At 44.5% G+C, this 20,011-nt stretch carries 21 protein-coding genes and 1 pseudogene; 5 read left to right on the top strand and 17 right to left on the bottom strand.

The features are described from left to right. Positions 1–114 precede the first annotated feature (114 nt). From ACFVRY_RS04000 to ACFVRY_RS29385, 9 genes and pseudogenes are all read right to left on the bottom strand, one after another. A complete protein-coding gene (locus tag ACFVRY_RS04000; RefSeq protein ID WP_387497516.1) occupies positions 115–4,611 on the bottom strand; it encodes a hypothetical protein in 4,497 nt (1,498 codons plus the stop codon). Then, positions 4,598–5,356: a DUF6063 family protein gene (locus ACFVRY_RS03995; RefSeq protein WP_387497514.1), complete on the bottom strand. Its 759-nt coding sequence runs from the start codon at positions 5,354–5,356 to the stop codon at positions 4,598–4,600. The genes ACFVRY_RS04000 and ACFVRY_RS03995 overlap by 14 nt, the downstream gene beginning before the upstream one ends. A gap of 18 nt (positions 5,357–5,374) precedes the next feature. Beyond that, entirely contained in the window at positions 5,375–6,877 is a 1,503-nt protein-coding gene (locus ACFVRY_RS03990) for a hypothetical protein (protein WP_387497512.1), read from the bottom strand. Between the two features lie 944 nt (positions 6,878–7,821). Beyond that, positions 7,822–8,394, bottom strand: a complete 573-nt coding sequence (locus ACFVRY_RS03985; protein WP_387497510.1) for a flavin reductase family protein — start codon at positions 8,392–8,394, stop codon at positions 7,822–7,824. Positions 8,395–9,409: 1,015 nt separating this feature from the next. Then, complete coding sequence (locus tag ACFVRY_RS03980; protein WP_387497508.1) at positions 9,410–10,003, bottom strand: GNAT family N-acetyltransferase; 594 nt, start codon at positions 10,001–10,003, stop codon at positions 9,410–9,412. Positions 10,004–10,102: 99 nt separating this feature from the next. After that, positions 10,103–10,270, bottom strand: a complete 168-nt coding sequence (locus ACFVRY_RS03975; protein WP_387497506.1) for a hypothetical protein — start codon at positions 10,268–10,270, stop codon at positions 10,103–10,105. A 132-nt stretch (positions 10,271–10,402) separates the two neighbouring features. Beyond that, on the bottom strand, positions 10,403–11,086 hold the full coding sequence (locus tag ACFVRY_RS03970) for an HAD family hydrolase (RefSeq protein WP_387497504.1): 684 nt from the start codon (positions 11,084–11,086) through the stop codon (positions 10,403–10,405). A gap of 47 nt (positions 11,087–11,133) precedes the next feature. Then, positions 11,134–11,646, bottom strand: a complete 513-nt coding sequence (msrA, locus tag ACFVRY_RS03965) for a peptide-methionine (S)-S-oxide reductase MsrA (RefSeq protein WP_066368594.1) — start codon at positions 11,644–11,646, stop codon at positions 11,134–11,136. Between the two features lie 356 nt (positions 11,647–12,002). Continuing rightward, positions 12,003–12,199, bottom strand: a pseudogene (locus ACFVRY_RS29385) (DUF7667 family protein). 171 nt (positions 12,200–12,370) lie between these two features. Between ACFVRY_RS29385 and ACFVRY_RS03960 the strand changes: the two are divergent. Together ACFVRY_RS03960 and ACFVRY_RS03955 are read left to right on the top strand one after the other, a co-directional pair. Next, a complete protein-coding gene (locus ACFVRY_RS03960; RefSeq protein ID WP_387497502.1) occupies positions 12,371–12,592 on the top strand; it encodes a helix-turn-helix domain-containing protein in 222 nt (73 codons plus the stop codon). A gap of 67 nt (positions 12,593–12,659) precedes the next feature. After that, positions 12,660–13,232, top strand: coding sequence for a hypothetical protein (locus tag ACFVRY_RS03955; RefSeq protein WP_387497500.1), 573 nt, complete (start codon positions 12,660–12,662; stop codon positions 13,230–13,232). Between the two features lie 210 nt (positions 13,233–13,442). Here the strand turns inward: ACFVRY_RS03955 and ACFVRY_RS03950 are convergent, their stop codons facing one another. Together ACFVRY_RS03950 and ACFVRY_RS03945 are read right to left on the bottom strand one after the other, a co-directional pair. Further along, entirely contained in the window at positions 13,443–13,577 is a 135-nt protein-coding gene (locus tag ACFVRY_RS03950; RefSeq protein WP_387497498.1) for a hypothetical protein, read from the bottom strand. Between the two features lie 126 nt (positions 13,578–13,703). After that, entirely contained in the window at positions 13,704–13,877 is a 174-nt protein-coding gene (locus ACFVRY_RS03945; protein ID WP_387497496.1) for a hypothetical protein, read from the bottom strand. A 399-nt stretch (positions 13,878–14,276) separates the two neighbouring features. Here ACFVRY_RS03945 and ACFVRY_RS03940 point away from each other — a divergent pair, with 399 nt between their 5' ends. Further along, the gene (locus tag ACFVRY_RS03940; RefSeq protein WP_387497494.1) at positions 14,277–14,702 is read left to right on the top strand and encodes a hypothetical protein; all 426 of its coding nucleotides are present in this window, start codon (positions 14,277–14,279) and stop codon (positions 14,700–14,702) included. Between the two features lie 708 nt (positions 14,703–15,410). On the opposite strand, the gene ACFVRY_RS03935 is transcribed toward ACFVRY_RS03940, so the two are convergent. The 4 genes from ACFVRY_RS03935 to ACFVRY_RS03920 all read right to left on the bottom strand — a co-directional run bounded on the left by ACFVRY_RS03935 (position 15,411) and on the right by ACFVRY_RS03920 (position 16,609). Next, positions 15,411–15,773: a hypothetical protein gene (locus tag ACFVRY_RS03935; protein ID WP_387497492.1), complete on the bottom strand. Its 363-nt coding sequence runs from the start codon at positions 15,771–15,773 to the stop codon at positions 15,411–15,413. Further along, entirely contained in the window at positions 15,770–16,117 is a 348-nt protein-coding gene (locus ACFVRY_RS03930; protein ID WP_387497490.1) for a hypothetical protein, read from the bottom strand. The genes ACFVRY_RS03935 and ACFVRY_RS03930 overlap by 4 nt, the downstream gene beginning before the upstream one ends. Positions 16,118–16,296: 179 nt before the next feature. Next, a complete protein-coding gene (locus ACFVRY_RS03925; protein ID WP_387497488.1) occupies positions 16,297–16,470 on the bottom strand; it encodes a hypothetical protein in 174 nt (57 codons plus the stop codon). Continuing rightward, complete coding sequence (locus ACFVRY_RS03920) at positions 16,460–16,609, bottom strand: hypothetical protein (protein WP_387497486.1); 150 nt, start codon at positions 16,607–16,609, stop codon at positions 16,460–16,462. The genes ACFVRY_RS03925 and ACFVRY_RS03920 overlap by 11 nt, the downstream gene beginning before the upstream one ends. Before the next feature lie 88 nt (positions 16,610–16,697). Here ACFVRY_RS03920 and ACFVRY_RS03915 point away from each other — a divergent pair, with 88 nt between their 5' ends. After that, positions 16,698–17,102 (top strand): hypothetical protein, encoded by a 405-nt coding sequence (locus ACFVRY_RS03915; protein ID WP_387497484.1) that lies wholly within the window; start codon positions 16,698–16,700, stop codon positions 17,100–17,102. Between the two features lie 617 nt (positions 17,103–17,719). Here ACFVRY_RS03915 and ACFVRY_RS03910 read toward each other — a convergent pair. Continuing rightward, entirely contained in the window at positions 17,720–18,007 is a 288-nt protein-coding gene (locus ACFVRY_RS03910) for a hypothetical protein (RefSeq protein WP_387497482.1), read from the bottom strand. A gap of 377 nt (positions 18,008–18,384) precedes the next feature. Here ACFVRY_RS03910 and ACFVRY_RS03905 point away from each other — a divergent pair, with 377 nt between their 5' ends. Further along, positions 18,385–19,440, top strand: coding sequence for a beta family protein (locus tag ACFVRY_RS03905; RefSeq protein WP_387497480.1), 1,056 nt, complete (start codon positions 18,385–18,387; stop codon positions 19,438–19,440). Here the strand turns inward: ACFVRY_RS03905 and ACFVRY_RS03900 are convergent. Beyond that, a complete protein-coding gene (locus tag ACFVRY_RS03900) occupies positions 19,422–19,994 on the bottom strand; it encodes a sce7726 family protein (protein ID WP_387497478.1) in 573 nt (190 codons plus the stop codon). The genes ACFVRY_RS03905 and ACFVRY_RS03900 overlap by 19 nt on opposite strands. Between the last annotated feature and the right edge of the window lie 17 nt (positions 19,995–20,011).

Below are 20,011 nucleotides of genomic sequence, written 5' to 3'. Positions count from 1 at the left end.
CAACCGTGATCACACGGATTACAATATCCTCAACCTTAATTCTTAATCTAAAACGGGTCCCTCCCTCAGTGAAGGGAAAGGACCCTCATTCAATGATTCAGCAGATATACAAGATCAGAACAGTGCCGAAGGCAGAAGCTTCCTGCCACCCTTAACAAGCGTGGACTCCAGCATATCCCCTTTGCTTCCGCCAAAGTAGAGCTGCCAGTATACGCCGAACCTAATACTAACATCATTCTTAACCAGCTCGGGCGGAGTAACAATCAGCCACTGGAACCGAAGTGCCTTGGAGATTTCAAACACCGGGTCCAGTACGTTGTTCGAGACCATCTCGCCAAATGGATTATCATACAAAAAGACGGTCCAGCCCTTGTTCTCACGGTTCACCCGCTTGTGCGTCATAATCATCATCGCTACCAGCAACTGAACGGACTGCCGCTGACCACCGCTGCCGACGGCTTCATCCAAGGCCCCTCTGTTGATGACCTCCCAATCAGAATAATGAAATTCTTCAGGAGCAGCATACAGGAAGTAGTTTTCTGTAACCGGCTTGTACACTTGGAGAATCGGGAAACGATTCTGGAAGGCGGCATAGACGATTCGGCCGTCGTTAATAATTTCTTTGACCGCGGGAGCCGGAACCTGCTCCATTCTCGGATATTTCTTCAACAGATCCTGGATACAGTGATTGAAATAGTCTGTGACTAGCGGCTCCACATCGTCAGTGGCACGTGGCACGTTGATATTCTTATAGCTCAACTTAACCAGTGGAAAAGCATGCTGATTCTCATTATGAATGATCATCCGCCGCTCCATCCGCTTCATGATATCCACGATCTGAATGACACGCTTCGAAGCCCGGCCGACCCACAGCTTACGGGACAGCTCCATCCCTTCCTTGTCGCTCTGGATGCTATCAATCTGGTCACGGGAACTACGCAGCATGGAATCCAGTACCTGGCGGGCAATTTGGAAATCGTCCCAGTGAACGGTGTTCAGACGATCCTGAATTTTGGTCTCCAGATCGGCATTCCAGCCGCTCTTGGAGAGCCTGCTGCTCAGCACGTTCTTCTCCTCTTTGACTTTCTTAGAGAGCTCCGCCCGTTGCTCTCTCCGCTGTTTGATCTGGAGAAGCCATTCTGACACGAACGCCTCACAGCTTCCCTGAACGCGTTCCTTCACCTCTTCCGGGATGTCGCGCAGGTTCACACGCTCTTCGATATGAGCGTTCATAATTTGCCGTTGATTGGATAAGGTCTGGATCAGCCAGTCTATACGCTCCAGCCCTCGTTTACATTGAGCAAGCAGACGCTCGTTGTCCTGGAAGCGTTGGTTGATCTCTTGCTCTTTGTAATCCAGCCCCTCCGTCCAGATTTCTACCGGACGCTCATGCTTCATCTTGATGGCTTTCTCGGCCTTGCTCAGCTCTTTCTGCAGATTGTCCGTTACGGTCTGGCAGCGGATATAGTCATCATGGATCTGCTGATAGTCCTCCTCCAGCCTCGCCGTATCTTCTTTCTGGCGTGTTCTGGCCGCCATGATGGAGTCGGCAGAGTCAGACGGCTCGGGCGCGCTACGCCACCCGGCATCGATTCCGCCGAGTGCAGACTCCAGCTCGTTCAGATTCTCCCGGGCAGCCGTGATCTGCGCCCCCCGAGTGCGGATATCCAGCTCGCTACGAGAGAGCGATTGCTGGAGAGCTTCCACGGTGCTAAGCAGTTGCAGCAACGTGTTCTGTTCCGCAGGGTCCACAAGTTCAGAAGCTGCGGCTACTTCCTCTTCCATTACAGGCGCTTGTTGATCAGCCGGGAACACAAGCTCCGGGAACCAGAGCTGAAGCCTCGGGAATAGCGAATACCGCGTATCGCCCATCCATTTCTCACGCTGGCTGGTCATATTTTCTCTTTGTCCAGCAAGCTGGAGCAGCTGCTGATCTCTGACGGCGAGCTCTCTGACCAGCAGGCCTTTCCGTTCTACCGCTCTCTGCTTCTCCTGACGCGCCTCTTCCTGCGCCCGGGTCCGCTCAATCCAGCTCTGCAAGGCGAGCTGTCGTTGCTGTTGTTCGAGGATAGCAGCGGAGCCTTCGGTAAGCTCCCGGCTGAGCCGGACTATGAGACCTTCATGGTTTTGTAGCTCCGCATTCAGCTGCCCTATCTTCTGGCGCAGCTCTTGTTCCAGCAGTCTCAAAGCATCCATCTTGGCGCGCAGGACCGACGTATTGTCGAGCTGGAACAGCCGATCATACTCCTGACGAGCAGATCTCAGCTTGGACAGATACGCTTCACCGTCCTGCAACTCCTGCTCTCGCTCTTTGAGCTTGGCGGTGATGCCATTCTTCCAGTTCATAAACCGTTCCGGCTGCAGCACCATTTGCGGCCCTTCACTAGCAAGGAGCATTAAGGCTGGAGAATCCGCAGCTGCCATATCCTCACGGATAAATAGCGGTACAGGAGATTTGAGCAGCACCATTTTCAGCATATCCGGCTGGATCTTCTCTGCTTCGCGCTTGGTGAGAATCAGCGCATAAGGCAAGAGCGGATATCGCTCCAGCTCCTCTTCCCGGGCGAGATAAGGGAGATCATTCAGGTAAGAGCTGCCCGCTACCGACTGGATTTTCAGATTATCCAGCATGTCCTTGACGGTCAGAATATCCCCATTGGGCACCCAATAGGATTGATTCTGCAGCTCCACATCCAGTAGCTGATGATAGTAATCCCGGCGGAGCCGCTTGTTCTGCTGCCCCGTCTCCTCGATTCGGTGCAGAAACCTCGCGGTTATGTCTTCCTTCACTTCATATAGCGCTGTAGTTCCAAGCCGGCTATGCTCGTCATACAACTCCAGCAGCACGACAAGCTGTGACCACAGCTGTGATTCCCGTTGATTCTGCGTATCCAGCAGGGCACTCAGCTCACCAGTGTCTCGTTCATTGGCTGCGAATTGCTCGGCAAGCCGCGTATGCGATGTGTGCAGCGTCAAACGTTGTTCTTCCGCTGTTCTAACTCGCTCCTTCAACAATATGGACGTCTCTTCTAGTTCCTCCACGGTGGCAAGCGACCGTTGAAGCGCAGGGGCAGGCGTATGAGCAGCTTCCGATCCATGCTTGGCGGCAAAGGTACCCATGTCCTCGCTATACTTGCGGATGACCGACGTCAGATCATTGATCATCACATCAAGGGTAGCCAATTCCCGCAGGGATTCATCCCGCTGCTTCCGCAGCGTTTCTTCTTCCCCAGTAAGAGAATGTAAAGAAGCTGCAAAGTTACTAAGAGTCTGTTGCCACAAACGGGCGACAACATCCCATTGCTGCCGTAGATTCTCCTTCGTCTCCTGAATCACCTCTTGGCGCTCTTGCATTTCCATTGAGCCTTCAATAGCCTGAATTTCCTTCTGCCACTGCTCTATTTGCGATATCTGGAGCTTGCGCTTGGCAAGAGAGTGGGCAATCTCCAGTTTCTTCTCCATCTCTTTGGAGTCAGCAAGCCGGCTGCGCGCACGATTCTGATGATCGCTCAGCGTATTGAACTCCGCTTGCTTGGTCTCCAGCTCGTCCTTACTACGCAGATACTTGAGGTTATCTCCTTCGAAGCGAAGCTGATCGGCCTCTTGATGATGCCCTGCGAGTTCGTCTGCAATCTGACGGCGTTCGGTCTCGGCACTATTCAGTTCTTCGTGGATCACAGTGTACATCTGCCGACCCAGCAGCTCCGTCTCCTGCACGGCTTCCTCTGCTGCCGAGCCCTGTCCAACCAACTCATACAGCGGACCTGCCATACCTAAAAACTCGGTATACGCCTGTTCCCGCTGCTCCAGCATAGGCAAGCGCTGAGCTACAGTAGCAGCATCAATGAACATCCGCTGTAGAGAGTTATCGTCCTCCTTCAACCCTTCGTTCAGGCTGGCACCGATCTCGGGAATAATCAGCTTCTCGAACACGTTGTGATTCGTGAAGGCATCATGCTTTTTGAAATAACCCTTGATCCCGCCTTCTTCCCCGTTGATTCTCCGCATATTGCGCCATTCGGCGATATGTATATCCCTGACTGCCAGGAAATCATAATATCTTTTCATTTCCGAGCTATGACTCCCGAATGGCATGATCTCATTGCGACGTTCACGAACCCATTGCTGAATGGTCTCAAAGTCTGCCGGTTCGCGGGTAGTCTCATTATAGAGTGGAAGGGTCGAGAGATTGAGGTCAGCGCCCTCGCCGTATTCCAGCAGCGCATATAGCAAATAATCTACCTTGATATCCTGCTGGTCCAGCGAGTTATGCGCCGTCATGGCGATGCCAGTCGTGATATATTCGTTGCGCTCACTGTTATCCAGTCGCCATTCTATCGCCACGTGAAAGGTGTAGGGCTTGAGCTGTTTTTTATGATTATGAAAAAAAGCCTCGACTTGGTTCTCGCTATCTTTTCCCCATGGTGTCTTCGGAATCAGGAGTTGGAAAATGGATTGCAGCAACACCCCTTTCCCGCCTCCGTTCATCAGCGTGATCAGCGTATTGGCGGGTCCCTCCTCATTACACAGATCCAGCACCATATCGTCATATTTCTTGAGCATTTTCTCATATTTGAGTCCGGATATCCGAATGCGTTCAATCCGCGGCATGGACTTCACCTTCCTTTTCCGCCAAAGTCCGGCCGATCAAACCTCTTAATTCCTGATAACGGTCAACATCATGATACAGGTAGCGCATTCTCTCATAGAGTTCTTCACGCGGGAAAATCCGTTTCTCCTGCTCGGAGATGAAGACCAGCTTCTCCTCTTCCAGCAGCTTCATCCCTTCATGAATCAAACCGATCCGCGAGTTGGCACCTCTCGACAAGAGATCGCTCTCCCCCTGGCTTTTGGTCTGCATGTACAGACTGGACCATACCTTGTGCATGGCCTGTATATCGAGCTGCCACTGGCGGCTGAACCGGCCGTCCTCATCCATCTGAATCCAAGCTTGAAATAACGAAGACACCTGATCGGCAATCTGAATATAAGACATACTATCCTGTCCCGGCTTGAAATTCGTCTCGTCCTGATCCATTTCTGCCAGAAAGACGAGGATGATGATATTAATCGTATGTAAATGGGTTTTGCGCTCGATGCGCGAGTATTTATTCTTCAGCTGCGTAAAGTTCGTAGCGAATACCGAGCCCAGCGGATTCACCAACAGGTGGAGCCGATGCCCGGAATTCATCACCCGGCAGCCCGCTTCTTTCGCCACATATTGAAGTGCGTCATATGAAGCGGTATCCTGCAGGCATTCAGCGGCGGCAGGATCATCGAGGGGCAGCACCTTTTTACGAAGCAGTTCAAAAAACAGCCGTGATGCCTGCTGCACTTGTTCCAGTGAATAACTCATGATGTGCTTCACACCTTTCTATTCTACAATCGTAATCGTATACGGACTGATATCAAGACCGGGCCAGGATACACGCTGCGCCCCTTCCACAGCGATTGACGTCCGCAGCTTTTTACCACGCAGTACCTCCAGGTGAGGATTACCCGTTAACAAACGCGCGATCAGTTGCTGACATTCGTCGCTGCCACTGCCGCTGTTGACCCCCTGCTCCTGCACCGTAATTTCGGTCTGGAAGAACTGAATCCATAGATCGACCGCATGGGGAATGGCAGCCCATTTGCGTTGCTCCTCTGCTGTAAAAGCCTCCGCTGTGAATGTAAACGTCCCTTGCTCTGCCAAGGTATGAAACACCGGTATCCACAATTCGACTACCTCTGCCCATGGAATGCTTTTTGCAACATAGGGTGGAGAGAGGTCCTCCATCTCTTCCTCCAATTCATCACTCATTAGCTCAGGCATAAAACCAACGTCCTGTTCTTCCCAAGCCCAAGGCAGCGGATAGACAAAATCCTGATTCGGCGCGAACAGACCACCGATCAGCAGATCCAGACTGTCCCCAGAAGGTAATCCCTCTTCCTTGACCCATTCCTCCCATACATGTGTACGGAAATTGAAGCCCGCCGCCCCCCAGAACAGTTCCGGGAAATTCAGCCGCAGATTCGTCTCCACCTCTAAAATATTAAGAACCATCTCGGCCAGCTCATCATGCACCCGTCTGGACAGCTCCACCCGCTCTGACAGCAGACGAATCTCGTTAAAGTCGATAACATCTTTCTCATCATTGGCGAGCCGGGCCAACGAACGGTGAATATTGTCAAAATGCCTGCGCTCCTCATCGAACTGGTGATGGATCTCCTCCAGCCGCTGGTGACGCGACACTCCGTATTCGCTGAAAATATGCTTTGGATTGCGGCGCAGCGCATTCCGGTATTCTTGTTGCTGCTGCGTCATTTTACGCACCCGGGAGATCAATTCATTGACATCCTGCAGCGCCCGGGTCACCCGGCCATGCTTGATATGCATCTGAATTTCCAGCAGCTTGATGCTGATCTGGAATTCCTCGATGATCTCATGGCTCATGAAGATCAGCTCCATGGCATACTCCGAGAGCCGGTAGATCGTCTTGCCGTTCTCCTCCCAGCTACTCCTCGTCGCGTCTTCGTCCACCGCAAAATATTTATATTTCTGCAGCGTCATCTGCCGCGTGGCATCATCATAATACCAGGATTCAAAATCCCCGCCGTTCCCGCTCCACAACAAACCATCTACCAGACGCTCCACCGACTCGGTTGTGCCTAACGGGGCTATATTAAACCGCTCCAGCGCCGTCCAGACTAGCGCAATGATATCTTCCTTGGACCGTCTTTCATTAGATTCCAGTTCCAGATAATAGACTTGCAGCAGGACGCTTAGCGCCAGCATCTCTTTATAAGGATGAATCTCTCCAAGGTTCATACCAGCGCCCAGATTCCACAAGGGATTCAGCCGTTTATTCCGCTCACCAAAATCAGACCAGTTCATCTTTCAGCCAACCCTTCATTATCTAAAACTAGCATTCTCAATCCATCAGCCTCCATAAAAATAACATAAACCCATATCCGCCCCTCGGTGGGGATACATATGGGTTGGAGATTTCAGCATTACCTCTTAACATACGCGAATATACGTTTCTATTATAGCATAATTGAGTATTCTTGCTAATTGGGGTACCGCCAACAAAACGCGAAAAATGTACGCTATGTTTTTTGGACCCTAAACCTCCATAATATTTCAAGGTGGTCTTCTAAAATAAGATACAAAAATGCTAATACCCACTCCAAGCTTTTAAGTAGCGAATCAGTACGCTCAGCTAAGTGTTCGCTATCCACATGCTGACTCGAGCTTTGTTTCGGTTAGTTCGATTCGGTCCAATATTTTTGGGGCATTAGATATTCATCGAAATCTTTGCGTTGACGGCTGACAACAATGGATACGTCACCAGAACAGACATCATCTCGAAGAACAGCCAAAAATTACATCCATGAACAAAGGTGGTTTATTTTATGAAAAATCTATTAGACGATCTGGAGGATTAAATTTGATGGGATCTGATTAATGAGGGGTGTTCCGAAGGAGACTTTATATAAGACGAATAAAAAAAGTAACAGAGAGCGAAAAGGAACGAAGAGGAAGGTTTGGAACTGTAGCAGCGAAGCGCTCGCCTCAAAGCTTTCCGCAGGAAAGCTCGCGTCGGAAGCTTAAGCTGTACCCCGATTTCAACCGCTAAAGGCGGCATATAAAGAAGAAATCTGGGTACAACAGCGACCGGAAGTCCAAACATTCAGCGAAGTGACACCATCTGGAGTGGCCACAACAATCCGCAGCAACCGCTTTTCGATCTTTTCCGTCCGTTGAGCAGCCTCAAAGCGTAACGCTAGCGTTTGAATTGATTTGGGCTCCCTGTTCATAATGACTTCTAAGCTTCGTTATTCATTTTTCTCTAGATAAAAAAGATGATCTGTGGATTTTAATGTATCGTCAACCGTTAAATAAGTTGATCGTCCCAAGTACAGCGGAATTTGCAGCTTGGTAAAATCGGGAATTCCATCCTCTTGGAAAAGAGAGTCATCGCGATGAGCCTGCACAATTTCGCCTGTAATAAATTCGTGGCTACCATAGGAGTGAATATCTAGGATTTTGCATTCATATGCACCGTACGCGTCTGTGAGAATAGGGATATCCAATTTATTTCCATCACGATATGAAATATCAAACTCTTTAAATTTATTCTTCTGGTTACCAGAAAACGTACCTGCGGCTTGAATCCAGTTAGAACGGCTCGAAGGAAGGAAATTGATTCCGAAAGATCCGCTCTCTACGATTAACTTGTATGAATACGTTTCTTTACGAATTGAAATCCCATAAATCGCCGGTTGATACGAGATCAATGTGTGCCATCCTGCCGCCATCAAATTTTGTTTACCATCATGACGGGAAGTGATCGAAGCGACGATTCCCGGATATGAGTACATCGATAATTGCTCTTTTGGTTGTAACATAACTTCCACTCCTTGTTATTGTTATTTTCTCGGTTAACTGTTTAAACGACGCGAACCTGTCTAGAACTCAAGTGATCGGTTTAAGAATTTGCAGAGTGATCAATCTACTATACCCGCTTTGGCTAGAGACACTAGCGCGTGAACACCGATTACGAAACGAGGTTGTCCTATAGACATCCCACGATTCGTTGTAATCATTAATCGATCACTCCTTGTTTAAATGGCTCTACCTAAATCTTAGACATCTTATTCTCCATCCTCCCGGTGTACTTCAATTGTTTAATGTACTATTTACTAACTAATAGTAGATAAGATTACACACCGTAATTAACTTTATAACTGTAAGTGAATTATATTCTATAACTGCAACCGAGTCAACGACAGTATTATTTTTCTAAAGTAAAGGACAGATTTTATCTGCCCTAGGCGAAAGGACCGCACGATACGCCAGTTAAGGTTTGCTTAGTGTGACGCAGTGAATCTCTTACGGCGGTGAAACTGTGACTTAACTATTTACAATCACGCGCTCAAGCAGACCTCCACTTGTCAGTGTGGTAAAGAACATGTCGAGCATTTCGAAACAGACGATTTCTTTCTAGAAAATCATAATCTGGAATGTGATTTGTGGAAGGCCACATTGAAATGATTCTAAAAATGAATCTTAGATCTGTTCCAGGCCCAAAGAAGGTCATCTAGGAAAATCCTACGCAAACTCAAATGTGTAATCGCTGCGGTTAACCAATGGTTCTTCGAAAAGGGCCTAAAGGGGAATTTTATGGCGGCAGCACATTTCAAGGGCAGAAACATGAAGGCTATTGCATCCTAAAAAGCGAAAAAAGAAGCAATTCTCCCGGCCCTTGCAAACCAGGGGGATTGCTTCTTTTTAGATGGATCATTGAGTTATCGCATTCGTCGCCCAGTGATATAACGCTTTAACCTTATTAGATCTTTAAGCTGATTTATTTCAAAGTGTCTTAGCGTAACGTTTTTCGCATTTTGTTGGCTGTACTCCTAATTAGTATTTATGATTCAACAAGTAATGCAGGTTGTCTTTGACAGTAGGCCATTCTGAATCGAGAATGCTATAGATGACATTATCCAGCACGGTGCCGTTAGACCTCAGACGGTGGTTACGCAATACGCCTTCCCTGACTCCGCCGATTCGTTCAACAGCCCGCTGGGACCTTTGATTATTGCCGATCACTGAGAATTGTACGCGGACAAGTTCCAGTTCTTCGAAGCAGTAGTGAAGAAGCAATGATTTGGACTCGGTGTTGACCCTCGTTCGCCAGTAATCCGGGGCGATCCAGGTGCAGCCAATCTCCGCGTTCCGGTGATTCACATCCAGATGATGAATACGGGTGGTGCCGATGATTTGATCGGTAGCCCTATCGAAGATAGTATAAGGAGCCTCTGTGCCATTTTCTTTGTTCGCGAGTGCAGTTAAAAGTAATTGGTCAATCTGTTCAGGCGTAGTGACTTGCCTCCAGGTATACTCCCAGATTGAAGGGCTTGCCAATACAGCAGTCAGCCCGGCAGTGTGACTTTTTTCCATTGGAACAAGCCGAATAGCTTCGCCTGACAGTTCATCAAGATGTGTAGGCCACATGTGAATCCAACGCTCCCTTTGGTAGGATGATAGAACTTGAGAAAATGGTCTTCCAAGACCAAGTATGCTTTACCAATGGGCATGAAATCAACTAGTTTTTTATTCTACAATTTCCCTGCCAGAAGGCTGGGATTCCACCTCACGAAACGACGTGTCCTGACCGTTGATTAGGACTCCGTACGTCCCTTTTAATTCCCTATTGAAGAAGTCCAGCACGTTGCGATTCACGATGTCTGCACCACGTTTGCCGCTGATGCTGCCAGTCATTCCTAGGTATCGAAATAGCGGTGAGAACAGCTGGTAATCGACTGGGAACCGTCCATAGTTTTGTTTAAATTTTCACGCTTAGGTAAAAGAAAAAGAAGCCCCTTCCGGGCTTCTCGCTTCATAACATACTGGTTAGGCTCCGCTAACAATCCCAGCCTCACGAATTCGGGCGATAATCTCCCCAACCTCTTCCACCTGGCTGGCGATATGATCCGCTCCGGCGCTTCTAAGTTCTTTCTCTGAACCATATCCGAACAGAACGCCAATAGATTCCACTCCGCAGCCTATGGCCCCGATAATATCATGCTTGCGGTCGCCGATCATCACCGCTTGTTCTGGAGCGATAGCGTTCTGATCCAGAACGTATTGGATCACTTCTTGCTTCTTGGAACGCGTTCCGTCCAGATTACTGCCCACGACGTGCTTGAAGTAAGAGGCAAGTCCGTAATGCTCGATAATTTGCTCGGCAAACACGGTCGGCTTGGAGGTTGCCACATATAGGCTATATCCCTGCTCTTTCAACCCCTCAAGCAGTTCAGGAATACCTGGAATAACAGCGTTCTCGAACTTGCCAATGGTGCTGTAGCGTTCACGGTAGAGCTCAACGGCACGGCGGGCCTTGTCCTCTGAGAAACCATTCAATTCGATAAAAGAATCGTATAATGGCGGTCCGATATAGGGAAGTAGCGTATCCAGGTCCTCGACCTGATTGTCCAGCTGGTTCAGGGCATAGGCCACACTCTTCGTAATTCCCACTTTCGGATCGGTTAACGTACCGTCCAGATCAAACAAAATACTTTGCAATGTTTTGCTCACACCTTCAAACTCCCTCCGAAATAAACAACGAATATTAGAACTATTGATTACCAGTGCTTCTCGATGAAGGTGTCACGACCAGACTGTTCCCGGTCCTCCTTGTAATGCTTAGGGTTCTTCTTATGATAATCCTGGTGATACTCCTCCGCACGGTAGAAGACCGGGGCCGGCAGAATCTCTGTCACAATAGGTCCTTCGAATCGGCCGCTGGCAGCCACATCCACCTTGGAAGCTTCTGCCGCCAGGCGCTGTTCCTCATTATAATAGAAAACCGCTGTCCGGTATTGGGAGCCACGGTCCTGAAATTGACCTCCGTCATCCGTAGGATCGATTTGCGGCCAAAACAGCTCAAGCAGCCTTTCATATGGGAATAGCGCGGGGTCGAACGTAATCTGTACAACCTCGTAATGGCCTGTCTCTCCTGTCTTAACCTCTTCGTAAGTAGGATTAACCGTCTGTCCGCCGGCGTATCCCGAGACGATACCGTGAATGCCCGGCAGCTCTTCAAAAGGGGTTACCATGCACCAAAAACATCCTCCAGCAAACATAGCTTGTTCCATCATTATAATTCCTCTCTCTATCCAGTCATGTATCTACTTATATTAAAGACAAAAACAGTTGTCATTTTGCGTGGTGTTTCTGGGTGTTCCTCGGCGCTGATATTATCGTTCATGGATATCAGTAGGATTATATTGCTTGCTTAATGTTACGTGATGGTATCGAATATGTGATCTTTTACGTGATCTTTTTTAAAAAGTCACACTCACAATCTCATCAAGCTCCAGCCTGCCACAGTAACCCTCACTCCATCTTAACTTAATCCATTTAAGTTGTCGATCAACAGTAAGAACAGTTCCTCAGCACTACCATCAAGAAATGAATCAAATAGACAAAGTATTTATTACTATTATAGTATTTAAATCCTCGGCACCCTTCCCGCCAACCTCAGAACCTCCAACTTTCTCTGCAGCTCCAGCTGCCATTCATGATCTTTCGTCGCACTCGCCAGCCTGGACTGATTCTCGATCATCAGGCAATCCCAGCAATACCCAGCATTCTCCGCAAGCAGTACTGCAGCTCCTTCGCTTCCTCCAGCGTGAGCGCTCCCTTCATATTTATATGAAAGATTTCGGCTAACCTCAAATGCACCGGTAGCATATAACCAACCTACTGTATCATTATCCTAATACATCGTATGTAGTCGTATCAGGAAAATGATACATGTATGAGTTAGTTGATACATTTTATTTGTTACTGTATAATTTTAGGGAAGGAGGCCTGTCCGTGATCGTTAATCATGTCAAGAAAATAATGGAGAAGCAGGGGAAGTCCATCAGAGGGGTAGCTAGAGAAACGGGACTTGCCATTAACACGGTGTCGGGGCTGTACCATGATACGTCCAAACGTGTGGATATGGAGACGCTGGACAGGTTCTGTAAGCATTTAAAGGTCAGCACCGATGAATTGCTCGAATACATAGAAGATGAAGAACCCCCGCCAGAATAATCACTGACGGGACCCAAAGGATACTCTTCTAGGTGTGTGCAAAAATTTAATACAGGGGATGTTTTATATGAAGAAACTAACAACTGCGCTTGTGTTATTCTTATTAATGAATTCATTGATAATGCCAACAAGTGCTCAATCCTCCACTCAAAACCCAAAAGATATTTTAGCCAAGAAATATCCTAACGAGAAGATACTTTCACTTAAAACAATGGACCTAAACAATGATAAGAGGAATGAGTCCGTTATATTAACGAACTCAGGGAATCTCTTTTTCCTAAATTCTAAAGGAGTTTTAGTTCTAATAAATACCGGTGTAGCATACGAAGGAGAAGATTCAGAGATAAAAGTGCTGCCTGTTTCCTCTAAAGAAAAACATGTGGCTATTGTAGTAGAAACCCCACCCTCTACTCTTGTCTATGTATACCGACTTGAGTATGGTACCCTGGTACAAAAACTACAGTTTATTGCAGACCTCGGAGTAGAATTCCGTAAAAATGGCGAAATCATTCAAGTATGGAAAAACTATTCGCCCGGTGGTGGATGGGATATAAATAACTCAAATGTAGGGATATTTACTTGGAACACCAAAACTAACAAATATAATGCTTCAGGTAAGTATGCTCTTCCGCAAAAATAACCCCGAGATCTCGGGGTTTTCTTATTCAACTCCAACTCTACCCACAACTTTTATCCAATCCCAATTATTCTCCCCGGTCCGCAGTTTTATCCGCCGGTTAGATCATCATAAGTCATAACGATTCTCCGAATTCCAAAACATATTTCGGGCCATATATAATCACTGTAACCGATCATGGTCCTCTATTGATTACGCGATGGCCCGTTCAATCTAATGTATTATTTGCTCATCTAATTCCGACTTGGCGCGTAGCGCCTCCTGGTCGGCATCGTGCAGTATACGCGGCTTGTGCTCTGGCAGCGTCATCCCGCTGTACTCAAATATGCTGTCTAGTTTACGTACCATGATGTCCGCCCTTCCTAATAATCAGTCCAGTAATCAATATGACCTCCATCCATGCCCCATGAAACTGTTGCTGGCCGATTCTGGATCTGCTCCCAGCCCTCAATGACCATTGCACTCTCTGGTGGCTTACTGGGCCCACAAGATGTATTCCTGATCGACCAACTCCTGAAGCCCGGCACGGATCTTATCCAGCGTTCTTCCACTCTTTGTCTCCAAAATCCCAAGTGTAGACATGTAACCATGATGAACCGAAGAATGCCGCATGATCATCAACAACTTGCGGGCAGTGTCGCTAGGCATAGTGCTTCTCCGCTACAGCTGCCATGACAGAATGTTGGCTGACAAGAACACACGTGGGAAGCCAGTAGTTAAACAGGTTGCACGGATCCTACCATCTCGAATACCACGAACCTCTAACTTTCATTGCGTGATCTTTCCAACTTTGTCCAGGTATGATTTCGATAGTTTGGCAGATGCTCATTTTCATGTGATCGCCCCGATATAAGAACGTTTGTTTGTATTAAAATCAAAAATACGTTCTATAATCAAGGTATAACATATTCTTCAGTTGGGATTTGAAAGAAATAAATGACTTACAATCACATTATTTAAATATAGGTATATAGGTATATATGTTTATATTTGTATAAATATTTGCGATAACCTATGGCTTGCAAATACATTTTAAGGAGAAAACATATGAAAAACATATTTCTACCTGTCCTTCTTTCGTTTTTATTAATTTTTAGTTTTTCATCCAACACTACAGCTGAAGGAACATCTGCTCCAAACAATATCATTCCCGTGATGACCTCGAATAACGCTCCTTCAGGTCATGCAACTGCTAGTAGTATTTGGATAAGTAATGGCGGTGAAGCTATACATCAACTATATAGAATTTTCAATGGAGATATGACCGTTGTTGGATGGGCAAGTAGTCAGGGTATTTCTTCTGGATGGGTTGCTTATGAATTTAATCACCCGGTTGTAGTCAATCAATATGCTTTATTGGCCCGCGCCGATTCGGTTGTTTATAAAGAAGAATCACCTAAAGAATTTACTTTTGAAGCATGGTATGGTGAAAAATGGATAGTACTCGATTCTCAAATAAATGTGACGAATTAGGAAAAGAAAACATATAAAGTATTTTCATTCTCCAATGAAACTGCCTATAAAAAATTTAGATTAAATATTATTAAAAACAATGGTTTAAGTGCGTTTACAGCATTAAATGCTCTGGAAATGTATAACACTGTTTTAGTAACTCCAGAACCAACTGTGACTCCTACACTTTCACCAACAGCTACTCCAGAACCTACGACTAAACCTAGCCCATCCCCTGAAATACCTTCTGGAGATCGAGCTATTATAACGATTACATTGACTGCAGGTACTCAAAAAGAATTTGATCTGCCTATGTCAGAAGTGAATGCATTCCTTAAATGGTACGATACTTCTTCCGGACTGTTCGATACGGAATCAATAAGAATGATAATAACAAGGGACCATTTAGCAAACGTACTGATTATGATATTCACGACAAGATTCTCACTTTTGAAGTAAGTGAATACACAACTAAATAAACGCAAACAACCTCTCCGACCACTTAAGGTTGGTGGGGTTGTTTTATCTCTGCTCTGAATTCGAATCGATCCCTGAAGTACCGGCTTCCAACAATCTTAACACTCTCTGGGGAATAGGCTTCGACAATGCCACCATAGTCCATTAGGTGCCTATGGGGTCTGGCTCCTGGCGGAACCATACAAATAGCTTTGATTGCGATAGAGCCGCTGTTCGGAAGTTTGTAGGATTTTATATGTAGTATTCAAGAAATCACTCCTCAAGTGAGAGCAAAACTTCTTCAAGTATATCAATTAGATCTCTATGGTGGTAATAGTTCTTAAATAAATCCTCTCTAATACTCCTAAATTGTTTTTTATATACATTTGCTATGATAGTTACTGTTATAGTGAAAAGAACTGCATATATGAAAATAGTAACCGCATCATCTTTATAATTTGATAATAAAAAAGTCAATAACTGATTTATTATTGGTATCATCAATGATACAAAAACAGTAGGCGCAATTAGTGGGGGAACTATTAAAGATTCTTTGTCCTTGATTAGAGATGAAATTATCCTTTCTATCTTCCATCTCTTGTTTAATTTATGTTTTATAATAAAATCAAATATCATTTTCCGTTGAAGGTTATTAAAATCTTCAGTGCGCCAAAGGCCTCTTTTTCTTTTAGTGGGAGCCCTAAATCAATCCTCACAACAGCCCTTGCTCTTATTAAATACATGTTAAGCGAAATTATCAAAGGAACTAATGAAGAAATTAAAATAATAACGGATATAATTAATGGTAGTGGTACTTTTAAAAAAATCAATATCGAATAGGTGATGAGTGTGGACACGAGTGAGATAATCACTAACCAAAAAGAGAGAATAAGAAATAGGTAATTTTTCTTTATATGCGAATTAACCAAAGCTTCAACGCTCACATCTTCTTTATAATACTTTAATAATTTCCCCCGCATGCTTACACCTCAATATAATATTTAATAATACTATATAAAAATATAAATAATTTGGGACATTATGTAAAACATCTTAATATCACTGACAAGGAAAATTTTCCTTAACACAAAGAAATCCCCTACCATTACTGGCAGGGTACAGCACCGATCATCCCAATTAACTTTTTTTTGAAAATTCGTTATTTTATCACAAAATAGATCCATACGAGTTTTCCGTGAACGAAGTTGATGGATTTGACCTTCTCACGGTCCCGCATATTGTTCATGCCACGGAATATGACCTCATTGCGTGTCACCCGGCTATAGATCGTCAGCGGTGAACGAAGAATTTCCCAATATTCTTCACATTCCATTGATCATGCTGCTTCCAGCCGGTGACCTTTTTTCGTCGATGCCCAGTTGCTCAACGATCTGCCGATTTGTTATATTTCCGCTATGTTTAAGCCATATCTGAATGTGCTTGGTCACGGTTCGGTCTCTTGCTCTGGCCATTACATTATCACCACCCCCAACGTGAAATTGTAAACTTTTTGCTCCAAATAACCGATATACCTTATACGTGAATAGGGGGCTAATATTTATGTCATACAATAGAATTTATAGAATAGAAGAAAATTTAAGATCCTTAAAAGTGATTTCCCCAGATGATATTGAAGATGCAAAAAACGAATTACTTCGCCTCAAAAGCCTAGAACGGATAACCGAGGAAGATCTAAAATATACAAAAATTCGATATCAGAGCCAACTAGCTAGTCCTCCTGCAATAGCTAATTCAATTGCAATAACAGCTATGGCTATATCGTTAATAGTAGGAATGTTCAGTGTAAGTTCCATAAACAAGGATGTACTTACTATTTTTTTCTCAATTGTTGCCGTAATAATCTCTCTTTCAATGATTCCTATGATTAGCAACAATAAAATAATATACAAAAAGTGCGTTACTTTTACGATCATGATCGCTCTAATTGATGAAGTCGTCTCATAGAAAAATGCTAATTTGAGCCCTAACATACATTTGAAATTCTAGACCTTCTAATGTTATGTCGGTTTTGCTGTAGGGCAAGGCTCAAACTCGTTCACACGCTGTATGGCTTGCATCGTCTTGCCCTTATCAAACGGACATCCTAAATCATAGACGCTGAAATCGACTCACAGAAGGTCATTTATAGACATGAAAAAGCACCCGAAGGTGCTGTTCTTACTCCTCGTGCCATATTAGCGCATTTGTCTTATCTTCAGAAGGAGATAGTTGAATGTTTTTAACATTTTTTGTTGTTGCTTTACCATTAATTAACTTTATTCCCCAATTCCTGTTCTACAGTCATAGGGAAAACATCCTTTGACTATAAAGTTATAATTCTCACCTTTGCTTTTTCTCACTCTTCTCGCAACCTCCCTTAGACAATTAGGAATGTTTCCCCTTCTGAGATCTCACCCTGGAACAAAACTGTTCTGACTGCTTCCATCGGCCCCAAATACAGCCTTTACACTTCTGCGGCTGTTGAGGCGGGTTCCTAAGTGGAGTCCGGGCTCTGTTTTTCTTATTCACCACGAACATCCTCCTCTCTTGAAAACATCTGTATCCACTGACTCACTTCACACTTAGACATCTGAGCTGGATTGAAGCGCAGCTTCCATATCCCGTTCCCAAGCTTCAGCACCAACAGTGTCGATCTTTCTCACAAGTCCAGGCTTCGTCTTACCGATCAGTGTTCGGGGCATGGTATTAAGAGCCTTGCAGATATGGCCGATATTCTCGCTCTTGCTGTCATCCAGCAGATAAGCGAGCAATCGGTGTCCCTTCTTGCTGAGCCTATAGGGTTTTGCCAAAGATGCGGCAACCTCTTCACAGGTCATTTTAAGTTCATTAAGCTCAGCTGCTATTTCCACAGGAATAACCCTTTCTGCATAATAAAAAAGCCACCCAATAATGAGCGACCTCGGAATATGTATTCGATTCAATCTTGCAAAAGCATCAGGTATAAAGGATGGCGTCCGCAGCAATTTCGCTGCGCGCTTTGCTTAAAATCTTTTCCTCCCAAGTTACAGAGGAGAACAAGAACATTTTAAAGGGTTGCTGAAATCAGAGTCAAAATCACCAAGCGATAATGAGTATGACACGCCTCAATTTCCCTCTAATTGTCTACTTTACTCACTAAATTAATCATCACTCTAACTTTGTCGAAAGTTGACGAACGATATTCCTTGCTTAAAATATGACAAAAGGACTAGTATTATTGTAATCAAATGTAGAAAGAAGGGGTTTAATGGGTGCATATTTCCCAGTTTTAAGAGTCTCCACAGCTGAAATGAATGCATATGGTTCTTTGTCTGATGAAACAAAGTCTTTAATCGTGCCTATCTTAGAGTCAAAAAAAATCACTCCTCCCAGAGCAAGTACCTGGTGGGCAACCTTCAATACATTAGGGAGTTATTTGTACGGGAAATTTTCAACACATTCATTCATTTATGACTACAAATCTGCTTTTGATCGATTAGGGGAAATTAACGAGAATCTCACAGATGAGAACGGTAATAATTTGGTTACTCACTGTTCTCAAAAAATGAATGATGCAGGCCTCAATTTCATTCCTTGTGTACATTTTGATTCTCCGAATTGGTACATTAATTCAGTAGTAGCTTTAAGGAAAGATAGTTTAGCTATCAGAGTAAGGTGCCATGATTTTTCCAGCACATTAGATGAAATTATGCTTCAAACGGTTAATCAAAACATTTTAGAACGGTTCAATGAATTTTCTCCAAGAACCTATATTATTCTCGACTTTTATAATGTGCCAACATCTGAAGAGAGAATTTTGAATGCTATAAATACCTTTTCAAGAGTTGATGGTTGCGAACTCGTTTTGTCTTTAACCAATTGTCCAGAAGATGCTAGTGTTGTTGGACCTATGACTTTCGGATTTGCAGCTGCAAGAGATGATTTGAGAGTATTTAATTCTTTAAGTAACACTTTCCAAAATCTACACTTCTCAGACTATACGGTTAGAGTAAATGCCGAACCCGACCGCGAAGCAAGAATCGACTATTACAATACGTATATTAAAATTTTTTATACTTCTGAGGATTCTTATATGATCGGTAAATCTTCTCTTATTAAAGATAATGGAATCGATAATTTTCATAGTATTTGTAAAGAAATTGTTGACAGCGATGTTTATGCTGGTGAAACATTCTCTGCAGGTGACAATGCAATTTATAGATGTTCAGAAAGAAAACTTCATATGAGTGATCATTCCAAGCCAATTGAATATGGCGTCAATCATCACATTCAATTGACTAGTACTCAGCTACGCCAAAATTGACGATTTTTGAGGGCATTATACACAAATGGTCTAATAACCTCTAACTTGGTTTCAGCATTAAAAATTTCAAGTAATTCTGATTTCTTTATTTTTTTCATTTGTTTCGGATAACCCAAAAAATCAATAAGATTTTCCAACTCGTCTTTCCAAAGTAATTTTAGTAGGGTTTCTTTATCTTGGGACGTTTTACGACGTCCCTTTCGCTTTGTGCTAAAAGATATCTTCCCTTTTACAGATTTAACAACTGTGATTCCCCACCACCTTGGAACAATTCCGACTACATGTTCAAAGTGCTTTTGATCCACCACTATAGTCATACGTTCAAACAATTTATTATAATAAAGCATTTGATTTGGTAATCGATTCAAATTGTCGCTTTCGCTCTTAATCTCGTATCCGTGCAAAATCCCATTAACGACAGCTACATCGATTCTAGATTGGCCAAAGTCAATTCCTAGTTCATTAATAATCCTGGTGTCTGTGCTTTCAACGAAAGTTTTATGTAACTCGTTCAATAAAACTTCACGTACATGAACGTCCTTTAACTTTTCCATAAACACGCCTCACATTT

It is taken from the genome of Paenibacillus sp. NPDC057934, assembly GCF_042887565.1.
Taxonomy (GTDB): domain Bacteria; phylum Bacillota; class Bacilli; order Paenibacillales; family Paenibacillaceae; genus Paenibacillus_AQ.
The sequence above is the reverse complement of the archived record's forward strand: the minus strand, read 5'-3'. Positions and strand labels throughout refer to the sequence as shown.